This is a genomic window from Exilispira thermophila, assembly GCF_055389015.1.
Genome location: NZ_AP042476.1, coordinates 820972 through 844261 on the forward strand (window position 1 = coordinate 820972; position 23290 = coordinate 844261).

Annotated in this window: 24 protein-coding genes, 2 tRNA genes and 1 pseudogene; 8 read left to right on the forward strand and 19 right to left on the reverse strand. The window is 23.6% G+C overall.

Annotation, left to right across the window (positions count from 1 at the left end; translation table 11 throughout):
* Positions 1-94: 94 nt before the first annotated feature.
* Positions 95-2368, reverse strand: coding sequence for a DNA translocase FtsK (locus ACZ5EC_RS03540; protein WP_464303589.1), 2274 nt, complete (start codon positions 2366-2368; stop codon positions 95-97).
* 158 nt (positions 2369-2526) lie between these two features.
* Here ACZ5EC_RS03540 and ACZ5EC_RS03545 point away from each other — a divergent pair, with 158 nt between their 5' ends.
* On the forward strand, positions 2527-3537 hold the full coding sequence (locus ACZ5EC_RS03545) for a hypothetical protein (protein ID WP_464303590.1): 1011 nt from the start codon (positions 2527-2529) through the stop codon (positions 3535-3537).
* Positions 3538-3546: 9 nt separating this feature from the next.
* On the opposite strand, the gene ACZ5EC_RS03550 is transcribed toward ACZ5EC_RS03545, so the two are convergent.
* Entirely contained in the window at positions 3547-4182 is a 636-nt protein-coding gene (locus tag ACZ5EC_RS03550; RefSeq protein WP_464303591.1) for an MBL fold metallo-hydrolase, read from the reverse strand.
* Between the two features lie 175 nt (positions 4183-4357).
* Here ACZ5EC_RS03550 and ACZ5EC_RS03555 point away from each other — a divergent pair, with 175 nt between their 5' ends.
* Complete coding sequence (locus ACZ5EC_RS03555) at positions 4358-4582, forward strand: hypothetical protein (RefSeq protein WP_464303592.1); 225 nt, start codon at positions 4358-4360, stop codon at positions 4580-4582.
* Between the two features lie 77 nt (positions 4583-4659).
* Complete coding sequence (locus ACZ5EC_RS03560; RefSeq protein ID WP_464303593.1) at positions 4660-5097, forward strand: NUDIX hydrolase; 438 nt, start codon at positions 4660-4662, stop codon at positions 5095-5097.
* Between the two features lie 78 nt (positions 5098-5175).
* Here ACZ5EC_RS03560 and ACZ5EC_RS03565 read toward each other — a convergent pair.
* From ACZ5EC_RS03565 to ACZ5EC_RS03585, 5 genes are all read right to left on the reverse strand, one after another.
* Positions 5176-5247 (reverse strand) — tRNA-Glu (locus ACZ5EC_RS03565).
* A gap of 58 nt (positions 5248-5305) precedes the next feature.
* Entirely contained in the window at positions 5306-6877 is a 1572-nt protein-coding gene (locus ACZ5EC_RS03570; RefSeq protein WP_464303594.1) for an aldehyde dehydrogenase family protein, read from the reverse strand.
* Positions 6878-6892: 15 nt separating this feature from the next.
* Positions 6893-7711: an SDR family oxidoreductase gene (locus ACZ5EC_RS03575; protein ID WP_464303595.1), complete on the reverse strand. Its 819-nt coding sequence runs from the start codon at positions 7709-7711 to the stop codon at positions 6893-6895.
* Between the two features lie 83 nt (positions 7712-7794).
* Positions 7795-8868: an IS110 family RNA-guided transposase gene (locus ACZ5EC_RS03580; protein WP_464301847.1), complete on the reverse strand. Its 1074-nt coding sequence runs from the start codon at positions 8866-8868 to the stop codon at positions 7795-7797.
* 454 nt (positions 8869-9322) lie between these two features.
* A tRNA-Gln gene (locus ACZ5EC_RS03585) sits at positions 9323-9393 on the reverse strand.
* 122 nt (positions 9394-9515) lie between these two features.
* On the opposite strand from ACZ5EC_RS03585, the gene ACZ5EC_RS03590 reads away from it, so the two are divergent.
* The 3 genes from ACZ5EC_RS03590 to ACZ5EC_RS03600 all read left to right on the forward strand — a co-directional run bounded on the left by ACZ5EC_RS03590 (position 9516) and on the right by ACZ5EC_RS03600 (position 11697).
* Entirely contained in the window at positions 9516-9827 is a 312-nt protein-coding gene (locus ACZ5EC_RS03590) for a hypothetical protein (RefSeq protein WP_464303596.1), read from the forward strand.
* Positions 9828-9937: 110 nt separating this feature from the next.
* Positions 9938-10993 carry an N-acetylneuraminate synthase family protein gene (locus ACZ5EC_RS03595; RefSeq protein WP_464303597.1) on the forward strand — a complete coding sequence of 352 codons (1056 nt, stop codon included), beginning with the start codon at positions 9938-9940 and terminating at the stop codon, positions 10991-10993.
* 173 nt (positions 10994-11166) lie between these two features.
* Entirely contained in the window at positions 11167-11697 is a 531-nt protein-coding gene (locus tag ACZ5EC_RS03600) for a hypothetical protein (RefSeq protein ID WP_464303598.1), read from the forward strand.
* A 21-nt stretch (positions 11698-11718) separates the two neighbouring features.
* Here ACZ5EC_RS03600 and ACZ5EC_RS03605 read toward each other — a convergent pair whose 3' ends face one another.
* The 6 genes from ACZ5EC_RS03605 to ACZ5EC_RS03630 form a co-directional block, all read right to left on the reverse strand.
* The gene (locus ACZ5EC_RS03605) at positions 11719-12408 is read right to left on the reverse strand and encodes a HEAT repeat domain-containing protein (RefSeq protein WP_464303599.1); all 690 of its coding nucleotides are present in this window, start codon (positions 12406-12408) and stop codon (positions 11719-11721) included.
* A 25-nt stretch (positions 12409-12433) separates the two neighbouring features.
* Positions 12434-13066: a hypothetical protein gene (locus ACZ5EC_RS03610; RefSeq protein ID WP_464303600.1), complete on the reverse strand. Its 633-nt coding sequence runs from the start codon at positions 13064-13066 to the stop codon at positions 12434-12436.
* A 272-nt stretch (positions 13067-13338) separates the two neighbouring features.
* Positions 13339-14232, reverse strand: coding sequence for a bifunctional enoyl-CoA hydratase/phosphate acetyltransferase (locus ACZ5EC_RS03615; RefSeq protein ID WP_464303601.1), 894 nt, complete (start codon positions 14230-14232; stop codon positions 13339-13341).
* 25 nt (positions 14233-14257) lie between these two features.
* Positions 14258-15280 carry an aspartate-semialdehyde dehydrogenase gene (locus tag ACZ5EC_RS03620; RefSeq protein ID WP_464303602.1) on the reverse strand — a complete coding sequence of 341 codons (1023 nt, stop codon included), beginning with the start codon at positions 15278-15280 and terminating at the stop codon, positions 14258-14260.
* A complete protein-coding gene (locus ACZ5EC_RS03625; protein WP_464303603.1) occupies positions 15277-16266 on the reverse strand; it encodes a Gfo/Idh/MocA family oxidoreductase in 990 nt (329 codons plus the stop codon). Before ACZ5EC_RS03625 ends, ACZ5EC_RS03620 begins: the two co-directional genes overlap by 4 nt.
* Complete coding sequence (locus ACZ5EC_RS03630) at positions 16259-16990, reverse strand: hypothetical protein (protein WP_464303604.1); 732 nt, start codon at positions 16988-16990, stop codon at positions 16259-16261. Before ACZ5EC_RS03630 ends, ACZ5EC_RS03625 begins: the two co-directional genes overlap by 8 nt.
* Before the next feature lie 159 nt (positions 16991-17149).
* Between ACZ5EC_RS03630 and ACZ5EC_RS03635 the strand changes: the two genes are divergently transcribed.
* Positions 17150-17671, forward strand: coding sequence for a hypothetical protein (locus ACZ5EC_RS03635; protein ID WP_464303605.1), 522 nt, complete (start codon positions 17150-17152; stop codon positions 17669-17671).
* A 46-nt stretch (positions 17672-17717) separates the two neighbouring features.
* On the opposite strand, the gene ACZ5EC_RS03640 is transcribed toward ACZ5EC_RS03635, so the two are convergent.
* The 6 genes and pseudogenes from ACZ5EC_RS03640 to ACZ5EC_RS03665 form a co-directional block, all read right to left on the reverse strand.
* Positions 17718-18920 (reverse strand): ISL3 family transposase, encoded by a 1203-nt coding sequence (locus tag ACZ5EC_RS03640; protein WP_464302846.1) that lies wholly within the window; start codon positions 18918-18920, stop codon positions 17718-17720.
* A gap of 240 nt (positions 18921-19160) precedes the next feature.
* A pseudogene (locus ACZ5EC_RS03645) lies at positions 19161-19247 on the reverse strand (hypothetical protein); the annotation flags it as partial.
* A 39-nt stretch (positions 19248-19286) separates the two neighbouring features.
* Positions 19287-20177: a M23 family metallopeptidase gene (locus ACZ5EC_RS03650; protein ID WP_464303606.1), complete on the reverse strand. Its 891-nt coding sequence runs from the start codon at positions 20175-20177 to the stop codon at positions 19287-19289.
* A gap of 80 nt (positions 20178-20257) precedes the next feature.
* The gene (locus ACZ5EC_RS03655) at positions 20258-21277 is read right to left on the reverse strand and encodes a bifunctional heptose 7-phosphate kinase/heptose 1-phosphate adenyltransferase (protein WP_464303607.1); all 1020 of its coding nucleotides are present in this window, start codon (positions 21275-21277) and stop codon (positions 20258-20260) included.
* 33 nt (positions 21278-21310) lie between these two features.
* On the reverse strand, positions 21311-21796 hold the full coding sequence (locus ACZ5EC_RS03660) for a metallophosphoesterase family protein (protein WP_464303608.1): 486 nt from the start codon (positions 21794-21796) through the stop codon (positions 21311-21313).
* A gap of 13 nt (positions 21797-21809) precedes the next feature.
* Positions 21810-22472 carry an SPOR domain-containing protein gene (locus ACZ5EC_RS03665; RefSeq protein ID WP_464303609.1) on the reverse strand — a complete coding sequence of 221 codons (663 nt, stop codon included), beginning with the start codon at positions 22470-22472 and terminating at the stop codon, positions 21810-21812.
* A gap of 309 nt (positions 22473-22781) precedes the next feature.
* On the opposite strand from ACZ5EC_RS03665, the gene ACZ5EC_RS03670 reads away from it, so the two are divergent.
* Positions 22782-23288: a DUF6431 domain-containing protein gene (locus ACZ5EC_RS03670; RefSeq protein WP_464303610.1), complete on the forward strand. Its 507-nt coding sequence runs from the start codon at positions 22782-22784 to the stop codon at positions 23286-23288.
* Positions 23289-23290: the final 2 nt, after the last annotated feature.

Here is a 23290-nt window from a genome sequence, read left to right on the forward strand (position 1 = left end):
AAAAATTGCTTAAATTTCAATATATAATTAAATAATTATAAATAGAAATGATTTTAATAATTTATGTATATAAATATATAAATATAAAATAACATTATATAAAAATATCTCTTTCTTTATTTCCTTTCATAGGTCCAATTAAACCTTCTTCTTCCATTTTTTCAATAATTCGTGCAGCTCTATTATATCCAATTTTCAGTCTCCTTTGTAAATATGAAGCTGAAACTCTTCTTTCAGCTTTTACAATTTCAACTGCTTCCATATAAAGAGGTTCATCAAATAATTCATTTTCATTTATTGGAGTATTTTCTATATTTTTTATTTCTTCTATGATGTTTTTCTTTTCATAATTTGAATAAAGGTTTTTTACAAAATTGACTATATTTTTTACTTCAGGTGTAGAAATATAAGTTCCCTGAATTCTAACAGGTGGTAAGCCACCAAAAGAAAAAAGCATATCTCCATTTCCAAGTAAAGATTCTGCACCATTAACATCAAGAATAATTCTAGAATCTGTTTTAGAAGAAGTTTGAAAAGAAATTCTTGTAGGTAAATTTGATTTTATAACACCAGTAATAACATCTGAAGATGGCCTTTGAGTTGCAAATATTAAATGGATACCAACAGCCCTTGCCATAGCAGACAAACGAATTAAAGAATCTTCAATTGTTTTTTGTGCAACCTGTATTAAAGCATAAAATTCATCAATAATAAGAACAAGGTAAGGCATCTTCTCTTCTTCTGTTACGGTTTTATTATAATCTTTAATATTTCTCACCTTATTTTCTTTTAATTTATTGTATCTGTTTTCCATTTCATTAACTAACCATTTTAAAGATAAAGCAGCTTCATCAGGATAAACTAGAACCTGACTTAAAAGATGTGGTAGTTCTTCATATAAAGAAAGTTCAACTCGTTTTGGATCAATTAAAATAATTCTTAATTCATCAGGAGATTTTTTTAAAATAAGAGAATTAATTAAAGAATTTATACACACTGATTTACCAGAACCTGTACGACCAGCTATTAACATATGAGGGGTTTCTGTTAAATCAACTATATAAGGAACACCGTCTATATCCTTACCTAAAATCAAAGGTAACTCATAATTTTTGCTTTTATACTCAGGTAATTTCAAAAAATCTTTAAATCTTACAATTTCTTTTATATCATTTGGTACTTCAAATCCGACAGCTTTTTTCCCTGGTATTGGAGCAAGAATTCTAATTTTTTCTGCAGAAAGGTTATAAGAAATATTTTTTTCAATTTTTTCTATTTTAGAAAGGTTTATTTTCTCATCCACTAAAAATTCAAATCGAGTTACTACAGGACCTACATGAAAATTCAGCAATTTAGATTTAATCCCAAAATCTAGTAGTGTTTTTTCAATAATTCCACCTTTTTTTATGATTTCCTCTTCATCTGGTTTTTCATCAATACCAAATTTGATATCGTCAAGTAAATTTATTACACTTTGAAGATAATTTTCGTTGTTATTTAATGTTTTAATTTCATTGCTTTTATATTCATTTTTATTTTTAGAACTATTATTTTTAATATTTTCTTCTTTATTAATGTTTAAATCAAGATCATTATTAGAATTACCATTTTCCCTAAAAATGTTACTTTCTATTTCATTTTTTAAAATATTTTTACTATCAATTAAATTGTAAGTAGTTTTTTCTTGATTTTTAATGTTTTCTTCAATTAATAAACTATTTGAATTGTTGTTTACCTTATAACTGTTGTTATTATTAATAATATCAGTTTTGTTTTTAAAATTGTCATTATTATCTATATTGTAATTATCCAAACTTACAAGATTTTTATTCTTATTATCAGTTTTTAAGGAAATAACTTTTTCTTGAAAATTATCACTATTTTTATTAATAATAGGATTTTTATAACTTAACAATTTTATAGATTTATTTTTTTTATTATCAATTATTTTTTCTTTTTGATTTTTTAATTTCTTAATTAAAATATATTCAAGTATATAACTCATACTTAATAAAAAAATAGATATGAAAAATAAGTTAAAAAGTATTTTATAATATTTTACTTTTATTATAAATTCAATTATTTTAGGAAATACATTATATATAGAAAAGTTAAAATTAACTATAGTAAATATATTTAAAATAAAAATGATAAAAGTAAAAGAAATAATAAAATTAAATATATTTTTATTAAAATAAAAATTAATGTTAATTGCTTTTAAAAAAAGATAAAATGGGATAATAAAAATAATAATTCCTGAAAAACTGGTTAAATAAGTTCCTAAATTAGAAAAAAATAAAAAATATGAAGAAAGTATAGAAAGAAAAACTAAAAGAAATGAAATTATATCATTTATGAATTTTTTCATATAAAAAAATCTAACAACAACATTTTTATTGTCAATGTAATATAATTTACTTCACAAAAAAATATTGTTTTATTATACTTTTGTTATATTCTTTATGTAGAAAAAGAATATTATTTTACAACAATTTATTTTAATTTTAGTCTTTATTAGGAGTAGAAATGCCCAATTATAAAAAATTAGCATTTATTATATTTATTATAATAGTTTCAATTTTATTATCGTCATGTTCTCCATATATTCCACATGTTAAAGATTTAACTAAATCTGATACTAACGAAACATTTCTTTCAAATTTAGAGTTTCATATCGATTCAACATTTGAAACCTGGAAAATTTCAGGTGTAATGCAAGATGATAAATCGAATTTATACCAATATTTTCTATATATTTACAAAATAACTGTTGATTCTAATAATTTTTGGATTTTTGATGCTGGTATTTACACTGATAAAGATAATAAAAAATATTTTTATGAATTAACTTCTATTGATCCTTTTAATGTTTTAAAAGTTAAGAAAAATTTTATACAACTTGGAAAATCATATCTAAAATGGAATGATAATTATCTGGAATTAAGATTTAAATCGAACAATATAGATTTTAAAATCAGTTCAATTTTAAACAATAAAATTAAAAATTTTCAAATTTTACCAGGATTTTCAGATTTTTCTAAAGATAATATATATTATATTTCAAGGGATTTTACTTCTAACGGTAACCTATTCCTTAAAGATGATAAATTTAAAATTAATTCAAGTGTTAAAGGCAAAACATTTGTTTATAGATATTTTGGGAAAACTTTTCCTGACAAACTAGAAATGTTTTTCATTCCACTTAAAGATAAAACCTATATAATTGCCAGTAACCCAAAAAATAATATAATCGATGGATATTTAATAAATCAAAAATCATTTGAAAAAATTAAAAATGTTTCTTACACATATAGTGAAGTATTTCCCAATAAAAACCGTAGATATGGTTTAAATTGGTATATTATTTTGGATAAGATCTCTTTTAATTTGATCCCTTTGAAAAAAGAAAGTATTTATACTACATTTTTTGAGGATTTCTGGTCAAACATTGTTCTAATTAATGATGGAGTTAATAAAAATACATTGGGATATGGTATTACTACTATTGATGAATTTAGTCGAATTATAGGATATTGATTTAGTTAGTTAAATGATACCATTATTGATTAACCATTCTTTTTCTTCAAAAAGCGTTGTTTGTTCACCATGTCCTGGATATATATAAAAGTTTTTATTAAAAGAAAAATATTTTTTAATTGAATTAATTATATCATTATAAGATGCTGAAGGTAAATCGTATCTTCCAATAGCATTTTTAAAAAGAGTATCACCAGAAAATAATAAATTATTATAAATAATTGAAATTGAACCTTTTGTATGTCCAGGAGTACTAAATAAATATAAAGATTCTGAACTACTAATATCTAAATTTAATTCTTTATCAAATGTTTTGGTTACTTTAAATTTTTTAATTTTTTTATTTATAAGAAGTTCACCAGTATAAAATTCATTGTTTAAATTTGAAGAATCATGTTCACTCATAATTATATTCTTGATATTAAATTCCTCGTATAATGGAGCTACACCACCTATATGATCATAATGATTATGAGTAAGAATTATGTAAATATTTTTTTTAATAAATTTATTTATTTTTTGATAAAGAAATTGTTTTAACTCATTTGAATAATATCCTGGATCAATAATTATAAGATGTTTTTCAAATTCTAAAACATAACAATTAGTTAAAAGTTCCCCTACTTTAAATATTTTTAATTTCATTTTTATTCCTGAATTTTAATTATTTGTTTTTTTTACTTTATTTATAATAAAAATTATTATTTACAATAAAAATTTATAATAAAAATGTCCAGAAAATTATATAATTTTTGAATTTCAAATAACGATAAACTATAATAAGATAAAATCAAATTAAATTCATTAAGGAGAATGATTCATGAAACACAGAACTTTTGTTTTTAAAGCAAATAAGAATAAATCCAGGCTAACTGAAGCAAAAGTAGTTGCATCTTGTCAAACAGAACATTTACATTCTTCAAATGTAAAAGAAGATAGAGGTATGGTACTATTGAAGATGAAAGATGGCAGAATTTATTATTTAACTCCCAGTAAACCAATTGATTTTGTTGAAAAATGTAATTTGTATCTTAAATCCGTGTAATTTCAGATATAAACTTATTTAAGCATGTTTTTGGATAAAATGAATAAAATTTTTAATTTAAGGAGGTACTATCAACAATGTTTACAATCGGAGTATTTGGTATCATTACAGATAACAAGGACAGAGTTCTACTTTGTCATCGGCGCGACTATGATCTCTGGAATTTACCTGGAGGTGGAGTTGAAGCAGGTGAAAGCCCCTGGGATGCACTTGTTCGTGAAATTAAAGAAGAAACTGGTCTTACAGCAAAACCAATTCAACTTACAGGTGTTTACAGTAAACCTGATAAAAACGAAATTGTACTGTCATTCGTTTGTGAAATTACTGGGGGTAAAATCATGTTAACTGATGAAGCAGATAAAATTGAGTATTTTGAAATCGATCAAATTCCAAAGAACACTTCACCAAAGCAGGTGGAAAGAATAAAAGAGTATTTTTCTGATAAAAGTAAAACTTACTTTCATAATCAAACAGGTCCTTCCTCAATTGATTTAATAAATGAAGGAAAAATGTAAAAATATTGATTCTCAAGAACTTAAAAAAATTGATGGATTGGAATTAATAATTAAAGTTGTTTAAATTACAAAAAAAATTAGCCCATAGGGGAATTGAACCCCTGTCTCAGCCTTGAGAGGGCTGTGTCCTGACCACTAGACGAATGGGCCAATTGCAGGGAAAAAATAGCATATTTTAAAATTTAGTAAAGATTGTTTTAAACAATTTTTATGCTTTAAATATTCTTAAAAAAACTTTTATTACATTAAACCAATTTTTTATTTTAACGAAAATTCCATTTCCATATAAAGCAAACATTGCACTTTTTAATCCATTATAAATATTTTTGTTAAATGGATGCCACCATAAATTTTTTTTGGTAAAATAAAGAAGGTCATCTACAACAACCTTATGTTGCACCATCTCTTCAAATCCCAATCTACCATGAGTTTTACCTATTCCAGACATTTTTACACCACCCCATGGTGTTTCTGCTAATCCATGGCTCATTAGATGATCATTAATTGTTATAACTCCTGCTTCAATATTTTTTGCTAATTTTAATGCAAGTTTTCTATTTTTTGTCCAGATTGATGCAGTTAATCCTAAATAGGAATCATTTGCAAGTTTTATAGCTTCTTCTAAAGAATCAAATGTCATTACTCCAACTACAGGGCCAAATGTTTCATCTTTCATTAATTTCATTTGATGATTAACATTAATAACTATAGTTGGTGGATATATGTTTTTATAATTTTTATTCCTCTCATCTATATTTTTTTGATAAAAAATTTTAGCTCCTTTTGAAATAGCATCATTAACATGTTCTTTAACAATGTTATATTGTTGTAGAGAAGTTAAACCTCCTATATCACTATCATAATCAATATCTGGACCTATTTTTAATTTTTCTAAATAGTTTTTAGTTTTTTCTAAAAATTTATTATAAACTTCCTTTTGAACATAAATTCTTTCAATTCCACCACAAGATTGCCCGCTATTTTGAAATCCAGCCCATATTTCTCCCCATGCAGCTCTATCAATATCAGCATCTTTTAAAACAATCATTGGGTCATTCCCGCCCAATTCTAAGGATAAGGGTATCAACTTTTTGGAAGCTTTTTCCATTAAATACTTCCCAACCTGTACTGAACCTGTAAAAAATATTTTATCAACTCCTCCATCGATAAAATAGTCACCTACATATTTACCAGGTACATTTACATAATTGAATACATTTTCTGGTAATTCAGCAAATTCAATACATTTTTTAATTCTATTCCCAACTAATTGAGATTGAGAAGCAGTTTTTAAAATTACACTATTACCTGCTAAAAGAGCTTTAATAATTTCAGAAAACGGGATTGAAAAAGGGTAATTCCATGGAGAAATAATTCCAATAACACCATAAGGAGTTTTAATAATCTTGCTCTTTTTATTAAAAAGCAAAATATTACTATTTTTAATTTTTTCCTCTTTTAAAAACTTCTTTGCATTTTTACAATAATAGTCTATTGCTAAGGTAACAGGTAAAACTTCAGTAGCTAATGCATCAATTTTAACTTTTCCGTTTTCCAGTGAAATTTCCTCAGAAATAGCATCTACATTTTCTATTATGTATTTTATAATTTTTTTTATTTTACTAACCCTTTGTAGTAAGGGGATGCTATTCCATTTTCTTTGAGCTATTTTTGCTTTTTTTATTATATCAAAAACTTCTTCTTTTGTATTTATAGAAAATTTTCCTAATTCTTCACCAGTATAAGGATTTCTAGATATTGTATATTGTCTTGTTTCCATTTTATCTCCTATTCTTTACTTATCTCTACCTTTAAATTCATCCATAGTATTATTAATGCCTAAAAAATTTGCAATCCAGTCAAAAAAACTAACAGAAAATAATCTAAAAAACCATACAGATTTTACAATAGGAGGCATTAATAATAATGGTTTATCTTTTTTTATTGCTTTAAAAATTTTTAAAGCTACTTTTTCAGGTTTTAAAATTGGTAATAACCATGGAACCTTAGTTTTTACCCCTTTAAACATTCCAGTATCAATATAAAAAGGGGAAACAATTGTTGTTTTAATATTAATATTATCTTTTTTAAATTCCATTCTTAAAGATTCAGTTAATCCAAAAACAGCAAACTTTGAAGCACAATAGTCTGAAAGTTTTTTTACTCCTATAATACCTGCTGCAGAAGAAATTGTTACTATATGACCTCTATTTTTTTCAATCATTAAATCAATAAAACTTTTAATAATCCAGAAATGAGCCATTGTGTTAATTCTAAAACCTTTATCTATGTCATCAATATCAGCTTCAATAAAAGATTTACCATTAACAATTCCAGCATTATTTACAATTATATCAATAAAACCTATGTCACTTTTAATTTTTTTAGTAGTTTCCAATACTTCATCTTTTTTTGATAAATCAATTTTATAAATAAAAATTTTTACATTTTTATTTGTTTTTAATAATTCTTGTTTTAAATCTTCTAATCCTGCTTTGTTAATGTCAAGCAAAACTAAATTACCACCTTCTTTCACAATATGAAAAGATAATAATCTCCCTATTCCACTGGCTGCACCCGTAATTAAAATATTACTACCATTAATTTTTGACATTATTTTCTCCTATAAAAATCAATATTAAATATCAAAAAATCTGCTAATTTATATAAACGAGGTAAAACCTCAAATCATTGCTTTCAGGCAACGGAATAATCTTTATTTAACAATATATCATTTGATTTTACTGGATCATATTCACAACCATTTTTTAATAATGTCCATACCAATTTACTTAACTTTCTTGAAGTTGCTATTATTGCTTTTCCACTTCCTTTTATTTTTTTCATATTTCTATAAGATTTCATATATCTATTTTCTCTTTCTCTTTTTACCCTTATCATACCCATTGTCATCTGTACAAATGCTGTTCTCAATTCTTGTGAACCTCTTTTAGTTATATTCCCATATCTTTCTTTGTCTGCTGAATTTTGTACCCATGGTACCAATCCACAATAAGAAGAAAGCTTTTTATATGAACTAAATTTATTTATGTCATCTATGTAAGCCCTTAAAGTAATTGAAGTTATCAATCCACATCCTGGTATTGTCCTTAGTATTCTTACTGCTTCATCTTTTTCTGTCATCTTTGAAAGCTCTTTCTCTATTTCTGATATTAAACTTTCTATACTATTTATTGTTTTTATTATCCCTGATACTATACTTTTTTTTATTGGGTCCGATATTTGTTCTATAATTTTTACCCTTCCTGTTTTTGTGTTAAGCTGTCCATTCTTTGTTTCTATACCCATTTCTAACATTATTCCATGTATTTGATTCTTTAAACTTACATTGGTCTTTTTTAATACTGACCTATGCTTTAATAAATCTCTTAAATTTTTACTATCTTCTTTACATAAATTTACTTCTGGTATCATATCTTTTGATAAAAATTCTGCTAATGTCCTTGCATCATGTTTATCTGTTTTGTTTATTGATTCATTTATTACTTTAAACTTTAAGGTATTTACTACATGTACTTTAAATCCATAATTTTCCATTTCTCTTTTGAAATATCTTGTATTTCCTGTAGATTCTACTGCTATTTCAATTTCTTCTGGTTGGGATAATTTCTTTAACAATCTTACAAATTCCATATATCCTTCTTTTTTTGTAGAAAATTTCCAATTAATATCTGCAATCCTTTGTTCTAAATTTTTTATACATACCGTCATTTGATGCTTGTGTAAATCAACTCCAACTGATAGTTTCATCTGCCTCCTCCAATTATTTTTTTTTAATTGAAAGCAGATTCTTTACGATATTTATTACAGAGAATAATCCATTCTCCTATTCAATCTGGATTGTTAAAATCCGATTATTATGTTGATTCGGCTGTAGGCTCTTCATTCTCCTAAACGGTCTTTTTGACCAAATTAAATGTCGAACCTAAGCCTATCTGCTTTCAGGTTTATTTTCGTTGCCTGAAAGCAGTTTCTTTATCCCCTGCTATTGATTTTTATCACATCTCCTACATATATTAAATGGTTGATTAAATCATTTTTATAAATTTATATTATGTCAAAACTGATTTAAATTCAAGAAAAATTTTAATCAAATTTTAAAAGTAGAAAATTACATTAAAATAATAAAAAAAGCTGCCTCATTATTTTTGAGACAGCTTTTCTTACACTCTTAACTGTATATATTAATTAATATAAAAGATAACTGCGGGTGAAGGAGTTGAACCCTCACAAACAGAGCCAGAGTCTGTCGTGCTACCATTACACCAACCCGCAATTACTTTTTGTTTTTTAACATTATAATTAATAATGTCAAGATTTTTTTAAATCAAAATAAAAACAATAAATTTTTTGTATAAAATTTAAATTATTATGTTAAACTATATCTGGAGGTTAATATGGCTAAAGCTGGTTATCTAAAATGTTGTATTCAAAAACTTTATGAATATATTTATATAGAAAAAAACGAAAAATATAATTTTGTTGAATGTTGTAATCATATTTATTATGTTTTACCACATCAAATTGATGATTTGAAATTTTTTTTAATGAGGGAAAAAAATGATAATAAGTATTATTTTTTAACTGAAGACAAAAAAATGATTCAAATATATCAACTTAATCAATTTAAAGATAAAAATGAAAGAGATAATTTTATAAAACAAAAGCTTTTAGAAATATTTAAATCTACAATTCATCAAAATTCATAAATAATATTTTGAATATAAATTTTACTTATATTTACCAATAATAAATTTAAAAAATATAACAATTTACTTAATTTTTTTAAACAAAAATATCAGTTTTATGGATTATAAAAATGTTAAACACAAAATTAATTGCAGAAATCGGTTTAAATCATGGTGGATCATTAAAACGAGCAAAAAAACTTGTGAATTTAGCTAAATCTTCAAATGTATGGGGTGTAAAATTTCAATATTTTACTTTAAATAATTTGATTAATCTTGAAAATTATAAAACTTTATTAAATTTAGATAATAATTTTGAACATTCTATAAATCAACTACTTTTAAGTAATGAAGAATTTGTTAATCTTCTTCTTTACACTTTTGAGTTAAATATACCATCTGGAATATCTTTTTTTTCAAAAGAAGATTTAGAAACATTAAAAAATTATTTTTATTTGAAAACTGAAATAGATATTTTTAAAAAATTAAGTTTTTTAAAAGTAGCTTCTGGTGAAATAACTGATATACCTTTATTAAAATCCTATTCTAATATCTTATACAAATATGGTTTAGAAATTATTATTTCAACAGGGGTTTCCACAAATGAAGAGATAAATGAAGCTCTTTCAATACTTGATCCAGAAAGTAAATTCAAAAATAAGATAACATTATTACATTGTAAAGTAGAATATCCCCAGAAATTTGAAATATCAAATTTAAAAAGAATTAAAGAATTAAAAACAATATTTGGTTATAAAACAGGGTTATCTGATCATTCTATGGGGATTGAGATACCTCTTCTCTCATTACAATTTGAACCTGATGTCATTGAAAAACATTTTACTGATAATAATAAACTTGAATTTGCTGACAATCCTATGTCAACAGAATCTCAAGATTTTAAGATTATATCATTTATAATAAATAACTATAGTAAGATTATTGGAAATGGTGAACCTTTCTTAACTGGAAAAGAAAAAAATGAAAGAAAATTTGCAAGGAAAGGGATATATGCAAAAAAAAATATTAATATTGGAGATGATTTTGGTTTTAATAATCTTATAACTCAAAGGCCAAATCTTGAATTCAACGATTCTAAATATTTTAATATTCTATTACAAAAAAAATCAAAAAATAGATACAAAAAAGGTGACCCAATAGTTGTTTCAAATGAGGTAAAAAGATAGTTTTGATTGTTTATAACAAATTAAAATAAATTATTGTAAAATTTTAAATATTTACTATTATTTTATTTGAAGATAATTATTATTATAGTTAATTATTTTAACTAATGTTTTATTATAATTTTTTATAAATTTTGTTTTTACTTAAATTCTATAAATATATCAAGGAAAATATAATGAAAATTTCTAAAAAAAAATCAGAAAATAAATTATCTAAAAATTATAAGCGAAAAACAAAATTTATTGACAAAGAATTTCAAAGTAAATTTATCCTTTCATATATTGAAATCATTACAATATCAGTTGGGTTGTCACTATTAATTACTGCATTATATGTTTATTTTACAACCTCTCTTAATGTTAATAATTTTAAAGTTATTTACATTAAAGTTGTAAATGGTAAGCAACATATAATTTCATTATTCAGAATATTATTTCCTATAATTTTAATTTCAGGTTTAATTACTTCTATTATTGGTATTATTATTGGTCTTTTATATTCGCATAAAATAGCAGGGCCAATATATAGATTTAAAAAAACTTTGCGAATACTTCTTGAAGGTAAAAATAAAAGTGATGAATATATAAGTTTTAAAGTTAGAAAAAATGATGAATTTCAAGAATTATCTTTTCTTTTACAACAATTTTATCAAAAATATCAAGAGTTAGAAAATAAAGTAAAAGAAAATAAAAAAAGGGATGATTAATCATCCCTTTTTTTTTGCATCTTAACTCTTACTTTGTATTTTTTTAATTGAAGTAATAGCAGTTTGTTTAATAAATTGAGGATAAGGTCCTTGAGAAATTTCTAAAAGAATCGCAAATGCTTGAGGATCACCTAAATCACCAAGAGCAACTATAATGCCATAAAATAATGGTGCAGTTTGTGATCTATATTCTGATTTATAGTAGTTTAACATATTTATAAGTGTAGGTACAGCACTTTTATCACCAATTTTGCCTAATGCTATTGCAGCATAAGTTTTAACAATTGGATCTGGATCTGAGATTAAAGTTTCTTGTAATTTTTTTACAGCCTTTTTAGCTTTTAATTCACCAAGAGCAATACAAGCTTCAACTCTAACATCCCAAAAGTCATTCAAAATTTTTCCGTTCTGTGTAGAAACATTTTTAATTCCAATATCAAGAACATCCATTAATAAATCAACTGATTCATCATCACCTTTGTTTTTTAATACTTGAATCATTGTTAGTAACAAATCATGATTATTACCAGCTTCAATAACAGTCTTTACAGATTCTAATGGTATATTTTGTAATCCTAAAAATAATTCCTCTAAGGTTAAATTTTCAGGTTCTTCTGTATTGTATGGATTATTATCCTCCCCCTCCTGGGCAAAAATTGAAATCGAAAATATTGCTACAAAGACCAGAACAATAATAAGCTTTTTATTCATAAAAACCTCCTGTATTATATACTATTTAGTCAGCAAAAAATTCATCATTTATGCTGATCTTCCATTTTTGATCAATTTTAATGAAATAATATTTTAATATTTTATTTTCGAACTTAACCAATACTATAGCTCTATCTAAATCATTTTCTTTAAAAACAATTTTGTAAATTTTTAATGGTTCACCATTATTTAAACTAACTCTGGATGCATATACAACTTTAAAAAAATATTGTTTAATGTTATATATCCCATAAGCAGTTGCATTTATCTTTTTTAAATAATCTAACGAATTATATCTTTTATAATACCCTGGAGAAATCATTGTTAACCATTGGTCATAGTTTTTTGACAATACTACTTTTTCATATTCAAGAAAAAAAGTTTCAAGTTCTTTTTTTAAAACTGATAAATCAAGATTTTCTGGAACATTTTCAAAAATAACACCTTCATATTCTTTATTGACTAAGTTAACAGGTTTTTCCTCTTTTGTTTCCTCTTCTGTTTTTTGAGATTCTTGCTCAGTCTTTTCTTCCTGCTGTATTGTATTCTCTTCTTTTTTTACCTCAGCTTTACCAGTTTGACATGAATATAAAAACAACAATGCAACCATTATAAAAATTAAAATAAATAAAAATTCTAATCTAAATTTTTTATACATTATGATCCCTTATTATAATTTTAGAATATTATTTTAAAAATATAACTATATCAGATAAAAAATTATTTTCTTTAATTTATAATAATATACTTAAAAGAATTTTCAAATAAATAATAAATAATTTTTACAACTTTATATCTTATTAATCGTATAAATATATTTAAACATTTAATTACAAGAACAATTATTTTTAGATAAATTCTTAAAAAATGCTTATTATTGAATATTATTTAATAATAAGTATATAAAATATTTAAATATAATAATTATTTTTAAAAATTATATACACAAGCAAGTGATATTGAAAATAGTTTTGACTCAGCAGAGTCAGCTCTAGATGTTACTACAACTGGTTTTAAGGCTCCTACAATAATTCCAGCAGTTTGTGCTTTTGCAAAATAGATTAAAGATTTATAAAGTACATTACCTGCATCAATATTTGGAACTACTAATATATCTGCTTCTCCATTAACTTTCGAATTTATTTTCTTTATTTTTAAAGCTTCATTAGAAATTGCTATATCTAAAGCTAAAGGACCATCTACAATACAATTTTTTATTACACCTCTATCTGCCATTTTAGATATAATGGCACCATCAATGGTTGATTGTATTTTCATGCTTACTTTTTCATTTGGTGCAATCATAGCAACTTTTGGATTCTCAATTCCTATAGAATGTGCAACTTCAACTGCATTATTTAATATTGCAATTTTTTGATTTAAGTCAGGATTTATATTTAAAGCAGCATCTGTTAATAAAATTAATTTGTCTCTTTCTGGAACTTCCATTATTGCAACATGTGAAAGGATATTCCCTCTATTTAACCCAAATTCTTTATTTAAAACAAATTTTAAAATTGTACCAGTATTTATCAAACCCTTAATTAAAATGGAATCATTATATTTTGCAACTTCTTTAACGGATTTTACAGCAATATCTTTTTCATCACTTGCTTCAATGATTTGAAAATTTGAAATATCAAAATTTAAGGATTGAGCAACTTTTTCAATTTCAACTTTTGGACCTACTAGAATTGGGTCAATGATTTTATTTTCATAAGAATGTTTAACTGCTTCTAATACATGAGAATCATTAGCTCCTGCAACAATCGCTTTAACATTTTTCCCTTTTGCTTTTTCTACTAACTCATTTAAATTTCTCATTTTAATATCTCCTTTTATCTATTTTCTATTTAAAAAATTTTTTATACACATATTCTAAAATCTGTATAGCATTAGTAGCAGCGCCTTTTCTTAAATTATCAGCTACATTCCATAAGGAGAATTGTTTTTTGCTACCCGGATGTCCTTTTATTCTACCTACATAAACTTCATCAGTATCTTCCAGATAATATGGCATAGGATATAATGCATTTTTAGTATCATTTAAAACTTTAATCCCTTTAAAATTTGATAAAACTTCTTCAATCTCTTTTACATTTGTTTCAGTTTTTGTTTTAAAAAAAACAGCTTCAGAATGACAAATTCTTACAGGCACTCTAGCAGCTATGCTATTAACAAATATATCATTATCGTTTAAAATTTTTTTTGTTTCTTCAATTATTTTAACTTCTTCTTTTGTAAATTCAGAATAATACCCTTCTTCAAAATAAACATCAATTTGAGGGATAATGTTTCCTAAAATAGGGAAATTAAAATAATTTGCAATTAATTCTTTATTGTTAGCTTTTTGTTTTACCTGTTCATCATAATCTTCTAAAGCTTTTTTACCTGCTCCTGCTACAGATTGATAGGTAGCACAAAAAATAGATTCAATACCAAATTTTTTGTAAATTGGATAGATGCTTATGACAAGTTGTATTGTTGAACAATTTGGATTTGCAATTAGTTTATTATTTTTAATAGATTCAATATTAATTTCAGGGATAACAAGAGGAACCCCCTCTGTTAATCTAAACCTTGAAGAATTATCAATTACAAAAATACCTTTTTCAGCAAGTTTTGGAGAATATTGTTCTGAAATTGAATTACCAGAAGCAATTAATACAGCATCTAATTTTTTAGAAAACAAATTTTCATCATTTAATGTTTCAACATATAGTTTTTTACCATTGAAATATAACTCTTTCCCTTCACTTGCACTTGATGCAAAAAGATATAGATTTTCAATTTTAATTTCTTGAAATTGTTCAAGAACTTCCATCATTTTCTGTCCAACAACTCCAGTAGCTCCTAAAATTGCTAAATTCATACATCCACCTCATATTTAAAATTGTTTTTCTCTCCTGCTTTTTTAATTACCTGCAATGTCGTTTTTAATACAAATAGATCATTTTCATTTTCAACTAATGGTTTTTCTTTACCTTCTACACAATTGATAAAATGTACAATTTCATCTCTAAGTGCATTTTCAACATAAACAGCAATTTTTTCAATAAAAGATCCTCTATGATAAATAATTTCTCTTTGATCAACTTCAAAAAGAGTTGAACTTTTTCTATAAATTTCAATTTCCTGTGTATCGTAATTTAATTTTATAAAATTAGATTTTTGAGATATTTCTAAAGCTCTTTGCTTAACAAAACTCGCTCTGGAACTTGTAATAGTAGCAAATGAACCATCTTCAAAACCTAATAAAGCAGTTGCAAAGTCTTCATACTCTGTATAAATTTTTTTGGCAAACCCATTAACAAATATTAGTTTTGAATTATTTAAATTTAAAATAATATCAATATCATGAACCATTAGATCTAATATAACACCAGTATCTCTAACTTTATCAGATTTAGGTGAAAATCTCTTTGCTTCAAAATAAATCGGATTTTTTATGTATTTTTTTCTAAGTTCAACTACTGCACCATTAAATCTTTCAACATGTCCTACCTGTAAAACAAGATTTTTTTTCTTTGCAAGATTAGCAACTTCATCAGCTAAACCATATAAATGTGCAAATGGTTTTTCTACTAAAACATTAACATTATGCAATAGAGCATTCTTTGTCACTTCATAGTGTTTTGATGTCCATACAGCTATATTTACTGCATCAATTTTTTCTAAAAGTTCATCAGCATTATTAAATGCTTTTACCTCATATTTTTTACTTACCTGTTCTAATCTTTTTGCATTTATATCGCAGATACCAACAAAATTTACCTTTTGATTATTATGTAAATATTTTAATATTGCTACATGGTATTCCCCCATATGGCCAGTTCCAATTACGCCAACATTAATCATTATAATCTCCTTTAAAAGACACAATTGAATCCTTAATTATATCTTCATATTTAGAATATTTAAAATTTAACAGAATAACATAATCTTCTTTATATATTGCATTCTGTAATGAAATATTATTATAATTTTTTAAATTTACAAACTTTAAATCATATTGATCAATTAGAGCATATTTCAAATTACCATTGTTTAAATTGTTTAAAAGGTCACTATAAAAAGAAAATTTTGTAATATTAGGTATATCTTGAAAAAGATAAAACCCTTTTGTGTATAATTTTACACCAATTTTTATTTTCTTTTTATTTATTTCATTAAATGGTAATTCTTGAAAGTTTCTATTTCTTAAAAGTAATATATTATCTTGATAATAAAATATTTTAATATAATTTTTTGTTATATTATTTAAATAATTTGAATATATTAACCCTCCAATAATAAAATCTAGATTATAAGGAATATCATTAATTTGAATTTTATAAAACTTAAAACTATATGTATTTTCTTTTTCATTTTTATTTTTAATATAATCACTATTTTCTAATTTATTTTTTAAAAATTTATTGAAAAAATACCTTAAAAAGTCAATCTCATAACCTTTAAAAGTGCTTTCTGATAAATCATAATAAAAAAATGGATTTTTTTCAAAAAAATATCCTATTTTAATAATTTCAGGAAAATTTATATCTTTATTTTGCGGAAGTAATAATATTTTTTTAGAATACAAAATAATTACAATAAAAATTAATATAAATAATAAAATGCCCTTTTTTTTCACATTGAGAGTATATTAAAATTTTTTTTATTTTCAACCTATTGACATTTTTTAATTATAAATTATTGTTTTTATATCAAAATATGTCCATTATAAACAGGGAGGTAGGTTATGAAGATTAACAAAGAGAATGCCAATTCTCTAAGGAGAGTCAACGATCTTAAAAGTAAAGTTAATTCTGTAAGATCAAAGGTAACTTCAAATCTTAACAAAAATTCGAATTCTGTTAATAAAACAGCTGTTACCAATCAAGTTAATAATATTAGAAAAACTTTTTCAACTCAGGAGGAACTTTCTAAGATTCAACAAAAGATTTCTTATTTACAAAATTTCAATAATAATAACAATCTTTCTACTATTCAAAATGCTACTTATAACCAAAAGCCTTTATTTAACCAAAATGAACTAAAAAATATTACTACTAATAGAAACAACTTGAATTCTATTATAAAGCAATATTCACAACAAGAAAAGCAATTAAACCAGAATCTTGCTACTCAATTGGTTACAAATGAAAATACTAATGCAGTATCATTAAAAAGCGATATTGAAAAAATCAAAAATTATTTATCACAAGCAGTTGGTTATAATATGAAAGAAACTAAAAATGTTATTATTGATTTATTAAAATAATTTTTCATTAATTTTTTGGTTCTCTTTCATAATGTATGGATAGTTATTATAAATCACCTGCAATTTGTAATATTTTTAATTTAAGATAATTATTATCTTTATAACCATATCCTCTCTTTAATAATGTTTTTATTACATTATTTAATCCTTCCGCTTTACTATTTGATATTGGATATTTAAACCAATTTAATAATTTATCTATTCTCTTTTCTATCTTCTTTGCAAATCTTTTTAAATATTTATATTCACTTGATAATACCATATTCAACCAGTTTAATAGCATCTTTAAAGCTTCTTTTAATGTATATATCCTGCCAAATATAGATAAAAAATCCTCTTTCATAAGATATATTTCATATAATGGTTTATTTAATCTCTTTAATTTTTCTATGTATTGCTTGCCATTTAAGTCTAATTTTGAATATCTTTTTAATATTATCCATCTCATATGTTTCTTAATAAATAACCCTTCTTTGAATGATAATTGTTTTTGATAAGCTCTTCTTTCTTCTTCTATTGCTTTATTTAATAACCTTGATATATGAAATTTATCAAATACTATACTAACTTTCCCATTAAAATAATTATTTATTGCACTTTCATAAGGTTTCCATAAATCCATTGTTACTACTTGAAGGTTTTCAATTCTTTTACTTAAACTTTCTAATCCTCTAATACAATCACTGTGTTTTCTTCCTTTTTCTAACCAGATAACTTTTGACCTTTCATTATCTATAAATACTGTAAAATATTTATGTCCCTTTTTATATGATACTTCATCTATACTCATTTTATTTACTTCTGGCAATTTAGAAAGATGTGTTTCAAATTTCTTAGATAGCATATTTTTATCAATCCTATAAATACTTGATTCTGATATACCTGTTATTTGTGATATTGATTTGTTATCTAACTTTTTGCTATATCTTAATATTTCTTCCCCTAAATATATTGAATAAGTTTTTTTAGAGTCAGTAAAATCAAGTTTTTCAGTTAATACTTTGTTACATTTTTTACAGTTTACTCTTCTTAATTTAAATTTTAAATAAATAATTCTTCCCAACAAAAATCCTATTTTAATTTCTCTATATTTTGAATCATAAATACTACATTCTGTTCTGCATATTGGACAAATAGGTTTATTTTTATGATTAACTTCAATAATAATTTTATTTTCAATTAATTTTATGTTATCAAATAAAAATCCTTGAATTTTAAATAAAACTGTTATAATTTTTTCTAGTATCATTTTTTTTCTCCCTGTACTATTTTTTTTTAGTATGGGGAGAAATTATTTTTTTTAAACTTTTTTTTTATCCACTCATTTTGAAATTGAACCAATTTTTTAAAGTAAGTTTGTTTTTTATTTAAAAAAGTTAACTAAAATTTTCTAAATGGAAAAATATCACTAAACATTTAATACATCTTCAGCAAAACCTAAAATATTTTTTAACTCAAACATTTTCTCATTATATAAAATATTGCATTTTCACTTGTGTGAAATAGCCGCATAATAATCCCATTCTTTGATTCTAAATTTTGGAGTTTTTACTTTTTTTCTGTCATATTGCCAGTAAGGTTGCTTTGCCTATTCTTTATTTTAAAAAACAATTTTCTATTTGAATACTTCAAAAAGTGATAATGGATCCACACATATATTATTTATATACATACCAAAATGTAAATGAGGACCTGTAACTCTTCCAGTTTTTCCTACCTCTCCTATTTTCTGTCCTTTTACTACTGTTTCTCCTTCTTTTACCATTGTTTTACTTAAATGTGCATATACAAAAACTAATCCATAACCACTATTAATAATTATTGTATTTCCACTATAATACAAATTTTTAATCAATGTTACCTTTCCTCCAAAAGTACTATAAATTGGTGTACCAATTGGAGAAGATATATCTACTCCATGATGCTCACTTTTTTTTATTCCATTAAAAACTCTTATAGCACCAAATGGGGAACTTATTTTTCCATTTTTTATTGGAAAAATAGGAATTCCTGAAAAGTATTTTTTATTAATAAATTCTTTCTTTTTCTCATTTACTAAAAAATATTCATTTTCAATTCTATTTAACAATTTTTTATCAACTTTTTTTGAAACATATTTTTTATTTATCGTTAAATTTGTTGTTTTTCTAGTTAATTCTTTAATATTAAAATATATTTCTAAAACTAAAAAACTATTTTTTCTATTTTTATCGTATTTATAAATTCTTATTTTACCTTTTCCTTTGTAATTTAAAGGAATTCCAAAAATAAAAATATTTTTATTATTAACACTAAATAGATTATAACTATATTTTTTATCCAATAAAACTTCCATGTAATAATGAAATTTACTATCTAAATTATTAAACTCAATTTTTTGTAAAGAACCTTCATAAATATTGTTTAAATTAAAACTGTATTCTATATTTCTTGAGGTTCCTGAAAACATTGTCAATATTGTAATTAAAATAGAAATAAATATAATTAAAAAAAAATTATTTTTCATAATTTAAATATGGTTTAAAAAAGGAAATAGTCAATTGAAAATAATGTATTGGATTTGTCAATTAAAATAACATCTTTTTGTTAAGAAAACATTAGATTTATCTGTTCTTCAACTTCATTCAAAGATGGAGGATATACTCCAAGATGACGAACAGTAATTGATGAAGCAATAGAAGATATAAGTGCTGAAATTTCTGGTAAATTACCACTTGCAATTGATGCTGTAAAGTAACTTATAGCAGTATCACCACCTCCTGTAACATCACTAACTTCAACAGGTACAACAGGAATTCTTGTTTCTAAATTATTTTTTCTATCAAATAATAACATCCCTTTATCTGAAAGGGTCATTAAAAGATATTCTAAATTAGCTATGTCTATTATTTTTTTTCCTGCTCTAACAAAATCATCAAAATCATTTAATTTAAATTTTACTGCTCTTTCACTTTCTTTAATATTTGGTGTAATACAATATGAATTCTTATAAAAAGAAAAGTCATCTTTTTTAGGATCTACAATTATTGGAATATTATTTTTGTTTATTTTAAATAGAAAGTTAAGAAGTTTTTTAGTTATAGCTCCTTTTCCATAATCTGAAATAATTATAGCATCTAATTTATAAATAATTTTCGAAATTTCATCTATAATTCTTTGAACATATTCATAATCTATATCATGGGTATCTTCCCAATCAATTCTCAAAAGTTGTTGATTTTGAGAAATAATTCTGATTTTTCTTGTTGTTTTTCTATTTTCATCTTTAAATATAAATATATTATTTTTATCTTTATTTATATAATTATTTAGTAGTAAATTTAAATTTTTTTCATATTGATCTTTCCCTGCAACAGAAATAAAATAATATTTACACCCAATATTTTTAAGATGCCTTAATACATTTCCAGCACCACCTATATGGTATGTTCTATTTTTTGCATTTATTATTGGAACTGGCGCTTCAGGAGATATCCTTTCAACATCACCGAAAATATATTCATCAAGTATTAAATCACCTATAACTAAAATATTCGAATTTTTTAGTTTGTATAAAGAATTTATTAATTCATTTTTTGATATAGAATTAAAATCAAATTGTTTCATAAATTATTTCTTAAAAATTTGTTTAATAAAACATTATTTGATAATATTTTTTTTCCAATTTTTCCTAATTATCTCAAATTTATCTAAAGAAAATTCAACTTCAATATAATCACCATCAACAAAAGCACCAGGATTAATAAAATGAATATTATCCTGGATTCCATCATAAAAAACATGTGTATGACCATAAAAAATAATATCAGGTTTTTCTTCAAACACAGGAATTAATTTTTTTCTTAATCCCCAGGGTGGACCCCATCCATGAATAATTCCAATTTTTTTACCAAATAATCTAATAATCTTTTTTTGTGGATAATAATTTTTTATAACAGGTTCATCCATGTTACCATAAACAATATCGATGTTGTCAGTTGAGACAGATAAAAGATCGATAACATCCATTTTAGTAAAATCACCTAAAGCAAAAACATATTCTGCTGATTGTAGAATTTTTGTAAAATCAGGAAGATTTTTAAGTCTACCTGGATAATGTATATCTGATAAAACAATGATTTTCATAAAATTTTCTATATCACATTTTTAAAATAAAGCAATCTTTAAATCCAAGCTTTTTAATCAAAATAAGAACATCCTGTGCTTCTGTTTTAGTGTATGGACCAACTAAAATTTTATAAAGAATTTTATTATTAACTTTTTTCTCTTTAATGGTTACATTAAATCCAAGAGATATAAGTTTTGTTTTAACCTCATCTACATTTTTCTTAACATAAAATGCACCAACCTGAATAAAATAATTTCCCTTTACTTCATTTGTTGCATTTTTTTCATTACTTTCATTCTGTTTTATCATTTCTAAATAATTTTCTTTATTAATTTTTTTAAGTAAGGTGATTTTAACAGGAAACTCAGTTCTGGTAATTTCACCCAATTCTTTTGCTGCTCTGGAAGAAAGATATATTATTGTATCAGGAGATTTAGGTTCAATTTTGTCAACAATGTATACAATAGTTTTTTTGTTATTTGTAAGATTCTCAATTAATAAAACAGAAAAATAATCAAATTTATTAGAACCAGCAATATATTCATCTGGATTATAAATAATACCTGAGGATAATGTTTTGCCTATATAAGAACTATCGTATACCTTAGCAATTCCTGTTAAATTAGATGAAGCAGAAATAAACAATAAAATAAAAGTAAAAAGAATAAAAAATATAAAATAACTTTTTTTCAAAAAAATCCTCATAATAAATTATTTTTATAACATTTTTTTAATTTATCGTAAATATACAGGAATTATAAATATTTATTAATTTAATTCTTTTTTATTTTTATTTACTTTTTTATAATAAAAAATACAATTTTGTTATTTTAGATAATAATTAAATTTTTGTTACACCATAATATTAATGGTATTTATTATGTTTATTGCTTTTTATTTTTAAAAACAATTGGTTCAATTTCAAAATGAGTGGATAAAAAAAAAGTTTAAAAAAAATAATTTCTCCCCATACTAAAAAAAATTAGTACAGGGAGAAAAAAAATGATATTAGAAAAAATTATAACAGTTTTATTTAAAATTCAAGGATTTTTATTTGATAACATAAAATTAATTGAAAATAAAATTATTATTGAAGTTAATCATAAAAATAAACCTATTTGTCCAATATGCAGAACAGAATGTAGTATTTATGATTCAAAATATAGAGAAATTAAAATAGGATTTTTGTTGGGAAGAATTATTTATTTAAAATTTAAATTAAGAAGAGTAAACTGTAAAAAATGTAACAAAGTATTAACTGAAAAACTTGACTTTACTGATCCTAAAAAAACTTATTCAATATATTTAGGGGAAGAAATATTAAGATATAGCAAAAAGTTAGATAACAAATCAATATCACAAATAACAGGTATATCAGAATCAAGTATTTATAGGATTGATAAAAATATGCTAACTAAGAAATTTGAAACACATATTTCTAAATTGCCAGAAGTAAATAAAATGAGTATAGATGAAGTATCATATAAAAAGGGACATAAATATTTATGAGT

What these genes read in the sequence shown, in the direction of transcription:
- ACZ5EC_RS03540 (WP_464303589.1), bottom strand. Translation starts at nt 2,368, where the DNA reads ATGAAAAAATTCATAAATGATATAATTTCATTTCTTTTAGTTTTTCTT.
- ACZ5EC_RS03545 (WP_464303590.1), top strand. Translation starts at nt 2,527, where the DNA reads ATGCCCAATTATAAAAAATTAGCATTTATTATATTTATTATAATAGTT.
- ACZ5EC_RS03550 (WP_464303591.1), bottom strand. Translation starts at nt 4,182, where the DNA reads ATGAAATTAAAAATATTTAAAGTAGGGGAACTTTTAACTAATTGTTAT.
- ACZ5EC_RS03555 (WP_464303592.1), top strand. Translation starts at nt 4,358, where the DNA reads ATGAAACACAGAACTTTTGTTTTTAAAGCAAATAAGAATAAATCCAGG.
- ACZ5EC_RS03560 (WP_464303593.1), top strand. Translation starts at nt 4,660, where the DNA reads ATGTTTACAATCGGAGTATTTGGTATCATTACAGATAACAAGGACAGA.
- ACZ5EC_RS03570 (WP_464303594.1), bottom strand. Translation starts at nt 6,877, where the DNA reads ATGGAAACAAGACAATATACAATATCTAGAAATCCTTATACTGGTGAA.
- ACZ5EC_RS03575 (WP_464303595.1), bottom strand. Translation starts at nt 7,711, where the DNA reads ATGTCAAAAATTAATGGTAGTAATATTTTAATTACGGGTGCAGCCAGT.
- ACZ5EC_RS03580 (WP_464301847.1), bottom strand. Translation starts at nt 8,868, where the DNA reads ATGAAACTATCAGTTGGAGTTGATTTACACAAGCATCAAATGACGGTA.
- ACZ5EC_RS03590 (WP_464303596.1), top strand. Translation starts at nt 9,516, where the DNA reads ATGGCTAAAGCTGGTTATCTAAAATGTTGTATTCAAAAACTTTATGAA.
- ACZ5EC_RS03595 (WP_464303597.1), top strand. Translation starts at nt 9,938, where the DNA reads ATGTTAAACACAAAATTAATTGCAGAAATCGGTTTAAATCATGGTGGA.
- ACZ5EC_RS03600 (WP_464303598.1), top strand. Translation starts at nt 11,167, where the DNA reads ATGAAAATTTCTAAAAAAAAATCAGAAAATAAATTATCTAAAAATTAT.
- ACZ5EC_RS03605 (WP_464303599.1), bottom strand. Translation starts at nt 12,408, where the DNA reads ATGAATAAAAAGCTTATTATTGTTCTGGTCTTTGTAGCAATATTTTCG.
- ACZ5EC_RS03610 (WP_464303600.1), bottom strand. Translation starts at nt 13,066, where the DNA reads ATGTATAAAAAATTTAGATTAGAATTTTTATTTATTTTAATTTTTATA.
- ACZ5EC_RS03615 (WP_464303601.1), bottom strand. Translation starts at nt 14,232, where the DNA reads ATGAGAAATTTAAATGAGTTAGTAGAAAAAGCAAAAGGGAAAAATGTT.
- ACZ5EC_RS03620 (WP_464303602.1), bottom strand. Translation starts at nt 15,280, where the DNA reads ATGAATTTAGCAATTTTAGGAGCTACTGGAGTTGTTGGACAGAAAATG.
- ACZ5EC_RS03625 (WP_464303603.1), bottom strand. Translation starts at nt 16,266, where the DNA reads ATGATTAATGTTGGCGTAATTGGAACTGGCCATATGGGGGAATACCAT.
- ACZ5EC_RS03635 (WP_464303605.1), top strand. Translation starts at nt 17,150, where the DNA reads ATGAAGATTAACAAAGAGAATGCCAATTCTCTAAGGAGAGTCAACGAT.
- ACZ5EC_RS03640 (WP_464302846.1), bottom strand. Translation starts at nt 18,920, where the DNA reads ATGATACTAGAAAAAATTATAACAGTTTTATTTAAAATTCAAGGATTT.
- ACZ5EC_RS03650 (WP_464303606.1), bottom strand. Translation starts at nt 20,177, where the DNA reads ATGAAAAATAATTTTTTTTTAATTATATTTATTTCTATTTTAATTACA.
- ACZ5EC_RS03655 (WP_464303607.1), bottom strand. Translation starts at nt 21,277, where the DNA reads ATGAAACAATTTGATTTTAATTCTATATCAAAAAATGAATTAATAAAT.
- ACZ5EC_RS03660 (WP_464303608.1), bottom strand. Translation starts at nt 21,796, where the DNA reads ATGAAAATCATTGTTTTATCAGATATACATTATCCAGGTAGACTTAAA.
- ACZ5EC_RS03670 (WP_464303610.1), top strand. Translation starts at nt 22,782, where the DNA reads ATGATATTAGAAAAAATTATAACAGTTTTATTTAAAATTCAAGGATTT.